This window comes from Micrococcus sp. HSID17227 (assembly GCF_003989405.1).
GTDB classification, from domain to species: domain Bacteria; phylum Actinomycetota; class Actinomycetes; order Actinomycetales; family Micrococcaceae; genus Micrococcus; species Micrococcus luteus.
In genome coordinates this window covers 1-4,606 of sequence record NZ_RBLN01000180.1, presented here as the reverse complement: position 1 = coordinate 4,606, position 4,606 = coordinate 1, and the positions used below count along the sequence as shown (strand labels likewise).

Annotated in this window: 4 protein-coding genes; 2 read left to right on the top strand and 2 right to left on the bottom strand. The window is 74.8% G+C overall.

What is annotated here, in order from left to right:
• A partial coding sequence (gene pheT, locus D8M29_RS08875) for a phenylalanine--tRNA ligase subunit beta (protein ID WP_127445912.1) occupies positions 1–2,486 on the bottom strand: 2,486 nt, incomplete at its 3' end.
• A 3-nt stretch (positions 2,487–2,489) separates the two neighbouring features.
• Positions 2,490–3,572, bottom strand: a complete 1,083-nt coding sequence (gene pheS, locus D8M29_RS08870) for a phenylalanine--tRNA ligase subunit alpha (RefSeq protein WP_049147954.1) — start codon at positions 3,570–3,572, stop codon at positions 2,490–2,492.
• Positions 3,573–3,658: 86 nt separating this feature from the next.
• Here pheS and D8M29_RS08865 point away from each other — a divergent pair, with 86 nt between their 5' ends.
• Entirely contained in the window at positions 3,659–4,066 is a 408-nt protein-coding gene (locus tag D8M29_RS08865; protein ID WP_049147953.1) for a CHY zinc finger protein, read from the top strand.
• Entirely contained in the window at positions 4,063–4,512 is a 450-nt protein-coding gene (locus D8M29_RS08860; protein ID WP_127445911.1) for a hypothetical protein, read from the top strand. Before D8M29_RS08865 ends, D8M29_RS08860 begins: the two co-directional genes overlap by 4 nt.
• Positions 4,513–4,606: the final 94 nt, after the last annotated feature.

Sequence of the window (4,606 nt, the reverse complement as noted above, 5' to 3'; positions counted from 1 at the left end):
GCGCGGAAGCGCAGGGAGAACGCGAGGGACTTCCGCCCCTCCGGCACGCCCGCGCCCCGGTAGACGTCGAACAGCTCGACGGCCTCGAGCAGCTCCCCGGCGCCCTCGGCGAGGGTCGCGCGCACGTCCCCGGCCACGACGGCCTCGTCCACCACGAGCGCCACGTCCTGCGTGCTCACGGGGAACGTGGACAGCGGTGCGGCGACCACGATCTCGGGGGCCGCGGCGCACAGCGCGTCCAGGTCCAGCTCCCACACGCTCGTGCGGGCGGGCAGGTCCTCGGCCTCGAGCCACTGCGGGTGCAGCTCGCCGGCGACGCCCACCACCCGGTCCCCGTGCTCGGTCACGACGACGAGCTCGGCCACCCGGCCCGGGTGGAACGCGTGGTGCCGGCCCTGCCGGACGGTCAGCTCGACGCCGAGGACGTCGGCCACGTCGAGGGCCCCGGCGATCGCGTCCTGCCAGTCCACCGGGCGGGGGTCGTGGTCCGGCCCGGGCGCCGAGTCGTGCCCGGCGTACAGACCGGCCACGTGCCACGGCTGAGCGGGGATGCCGGCCTCGAGGTCGGCGAGGACCTCGGCGGAGGGGTGGACCGCGCGCGGGGGGATCGTCGCCGAGCCCAGCTGCGCGCCGGGCAGGAAGACCAGCCCCATCTCGTACAGCGCCAGATCGCGGAAGCCGCGTCCGAGGTTGCGGCGCGCGGTCTCGACGAGGCCCGGCAGCAGCGACAGGCGCAGGTACCGGTACTGGGAGGCGATCGGATTGGCCAGGGCCACCATCGCCAGGGCCTGGCCCTGCGCGTCCGAGTCCGCCCCGAAACGCCGGTTCTGCTCCTCGGAGACGAACGGGTAGGCCAGCACCTCGGTGAGTCCCGCGGCCGCGAGCGCGGCCGACACGCGGCGACGCTGGGCCTGGCGGCGGGTGAAGCCGCGGCCCGGCGGGGCCACGGGCACCACGGAGGGGATCGCGTCGTAGCCGCGCAGGCGCGCGACCTCCTCGGCGAGGTCCTCGGGGATGCGCAGGTCCGTGCGCCACGACGGGGCGGTCACGGTCAGCCGCGGGGCGACGTCGGCGGCGGCCTCGGCTACGGCCACCTCGGCGCCCAGGGCGCGCAGCGTCTCCACGACCTCGTCGGTCGTGTACGCCACGCCCACCAGGGCGGAGGGGAAGTCGGCGGCCATCTCGACGACGGCCGGCTGCGGCCGCGTCCCGACGTCGGTGACCCCGGGCTCGGCGGTGCCGCCGGCGAGCTCGACGAGCAGCTGCACGGCCCGCTCGGCCGCCTCGTCGGCGATCTCCCAGTCGACGCCGCGCTCGTTGCGCTTCGACGCCTCCGAGGGCAGGCGGTGCCGGCGCCGCGTACGGGCGATCGACACGGGGTCGAAGTTCGCGGACTCGACCACGATCGTGGTGGTGGCGTCCGTGACCTCGGTGGCGGCCCCGCCCATGACGCCCGCCAGGCCGATGGGGCCGGAGTCGTCCGTGATGAGCAGGTCCTCGGGGTCGAGCTCGCGCTCCTTGCCGTCGAGGGTGGTCAGGGTCTCTCCGGCCCGCGCGCGGCGCACCACGATCTCGCCGGAGAGCGTGTCCGCGTCGTAGAAGTGCAGGGGCTGGCCCAGCTCCCACATGACGTAGTTGGAGATGTCCACCGGCAGGGAGATGGTGCGGATGCCGGCCAGGCGCAGGCGCGCGGCCAGCCACGGCGGGGTCGGGCGGGTCGCGTCCACGCCGGAGACCGTGCGGGCCACGAACCGGGTGGCCCCGGGCTCGCCGTGGATCGGCGCGTCGTCGTCGATGCGGACGGCCGGGCCGGCGTCGTCGGCCGCGGGCGGGTGGACGGCGGCGGCCGGGTCCGTGAAGGGCACGCCGGTGGCGTGCGCGTACTCGCGCGCGACGCCGCGCATCGAGAACGCGTAGCCGCGGTCGGGCGTCACGTTGATCTCGGCGGCCTCGCCGTGCAGGTCCAGGACGTCCCGGGCGTCGGTGCCCGGCTCGGGGTCGAGCCCGAGGTCGCCGAGCACGATGATCCCGTCCGTGCCGTCGTCGCCCATGCCCAGCTCCGTGCTGGAGGCGATCATGCCGGCCGAGACGTGGCCGTAGGTCTTGCGGGGGCTGATGCGGAAGTCGCCGGGCAGCACCGCGCCGGGCAGGGCCACGACGACCTTGTCCCCGACCTCGAAGTTGTGGGCGCCGCACACGATGCCCTGCACGCCGGAGGGCTCGATCCCCTCGCCGGTGAGCGGCTGTGCGGCGCCCTCGGGCACCACGCGCACGGAGCACCAGTTGATGGTCTTGCCGTTCTTCTGCGGCTCGGGCTCCTTGGAGAGCACCTGCCCGACGACGATCGGGCCCTGCAGCTCGGCAGCCGGACGGTGGACGTCCTCCTCCTCGAGGCCGACGCGGACGAGGTCGGCCATCACGTCCTCGGCACGGTGCTCCGCGGGCACGGGGACGAACTCCCGCAGCCAGTCCAGGGGGATGCGCATGGATCAGACCTCCATTCCGAAGTGCTGGGAGAAGCGGACGTCGCCCTCGATCATGTCGTGCATGTCCGGGACCTCGTTGCGGAACATGAGCGTGCGCTCCACGCCCATGCCGAACGCGAACCCGGAGTACTCCTCCGGGTCCAGGCCCGCGGCGCGCAGCACGTTCGGGTGCACCATGCCGCAGCCGCCCCACTCGATCCAGCGGGGCCCGCCCTTGGCGCCGGGGTGCCAGATGTCCAGCTCGGCGCTGGGCTCGGTGAACGGGAAGAAGTTCGGGCGCAGGCGGATGGCCGCCTCCGCCCCGAACATCTGGCGGGCGAAGTACTCGAGGGTGCCGCGCAGGTGGGCCATGGTCAGGCCCTTGTCCACGGCCAGGCCCTCGAACTGGTGGAACACCGGGGTGTGCGTGGCGTCCAGCTCGTCCGTGCGGAACGTGCGGCCCGGGCACAGCACGTAGGTGGGGGCTCCCCGCTCGAGCAGGGAGCGCATCTGCACCGGAGAGGTGTGGGTGCGCAGCAGCAGGTGGGCCTCGGCCGGGTCCACGAAGAAGGTGTCCTGCATCTCGCGGGCCGGATGATCCGGCGCGAAGTTGAGGGAGTCGAAGTTGAACCACTCGGACTCGAGCTCGGGGCCTTCCGCGATCTCCCAGCCCATGCCGACGAAGATCTCCGAGACACGGTCCATCGTCAGCGAGAGCGGGTGACGGGCGCCGACGCGGCGGCGACGGACCGCGGTGGTCACGTCCACCGTCTCCTCGCGCAGGATCCGCGCGGCCTGCTCCGCCTCGAGCACCTCGGTGCGGGCGGCCAGGGCCTTGCCCAGGCGGCCGCGTGCGGCGCCCATGAGCTTGCCGGCCTCCGCCTTGCGCTCCTTGGGCAGAGCGCCGATCGCCTTGTTCGCGAGAGTCAAGGGGGCCCGGTCGCCGGTGTGGGCCAGGCGGGCGGCCTTGAGTTCATCGAGGTCGGCCGCGGCCTCATATGCGGCGAGCGCGGCCTGCACAGCGGCCTCCACCGCCTCCGCGTCCACGGGGGAGATCTCCGCCACGGGCGCGGTGGGCTCCGCGCCGGTCTCGGGGCTGGGTGTCATCAGGGCAACGACCTTCGCATGGGGGACGGTGGGACGCCCGTCAGTCTAGTGTCCGCCCCGGGCCCGCTCGGCCTAGGCTGAGGCGCATGACCGCCCCGGACTCCCTCGACGGCACCGACCCGCTGCTGCGGGGCGTGGGCCTGGACGCGCAGACCCGCTGCGCCCATTACGCCACGGCGCGGGACGTCGTCGCCCTGCGCTTCGCCTGCTGCCCCGCGTACTGGTCCTGCCACCGCTGCCACGCGGAGCTCGCCGACCACCCGGCCGTGCCGGTGCCTGCCGGCGAGTTCGACCGGCCGCATGTGCTGTGCGGGGTGTGCCGCACCGAGCTGAGCGTGACCGCCTACCTCGCCCTCGAGGCCACCGCTGATCCTGCGTGCCCGGCCTGCGGGGCGCCGTTCAACCCGGGCTGCGCCGCCCATGCCCCGCTCTACTTCGACGTCCCCGCGTCCGGGTCCCCCGCCGGGGACGCCGATCCCGCGGCACAGCCATGACCGCGGCCCCCTCCCGGCCGTCGCCTCCGGCGCACGTGCGGGCGCGCGGGCTGTGGAACCTGCTGAACCTGGCGACGCCGCTGGGGCTGGTGGGCGCCGTCGTCGCCGGCTGCGCGCTGCGGCCCGGACCGCACGGGCTGATCGAGGCCCACGGCTGGACGCACCGGTTCCCGGGCGGGGCCGCGTTCACGGTCGGCGACGTCGTGTTCACCCGCCCCGGCCTGCGCATGACGCCCACGCTGTGGCGGCACGAGGCCGGCCATGCGGACCAGTACGCCCTCCTGCTGGGTCTGCCCTTCCTGCCGGCGTACGCGCTGGCGGCGGCGTGGTCGATGTGGCGGACCGGGGATCCGGCCTCGCGCAACGTCTTCGAACGACGCGCGAGCCTGGCCCTGGGCGGCTACATCGAGCGGCCCGTGGTCCGCGGCCTGCGGCGCCGCCGCTGACGGGCACGGGCGATCGCGCCGACACGGACCCGGGGTCCGGGGAGGTCAGTGCAGGGTGCCGCCGGGGACGTCGAGGTCGGGGCCGCCGGGCAGC

What these genes read in the sequence shown, in the direction of transcription:
- pheS (WP_049147954.1), bottom strand. Translation starts at nt 3,572, where the DNA reads ATGACACCCAGCCCCGAGACCGGCGCGGAGCCCACCGCGCCCGTGGCG.
- D8M29_RS08865 (WP_049147953.1), top strand. Translation starts at nt 3,659, where the DNA reads ATGACCGCCCCGGACTCCCTCGACGGCACCGACCCGCTGCTGCGGGGC.
- D8M29_RS08860 (WP_127445911.1), top strand. Translation starts at nt 4,063, where the DNA reads ATGACCGCGGCCCCCTCCCGGCCGTCGCCTCCGGCGCACGTGCGGGCG.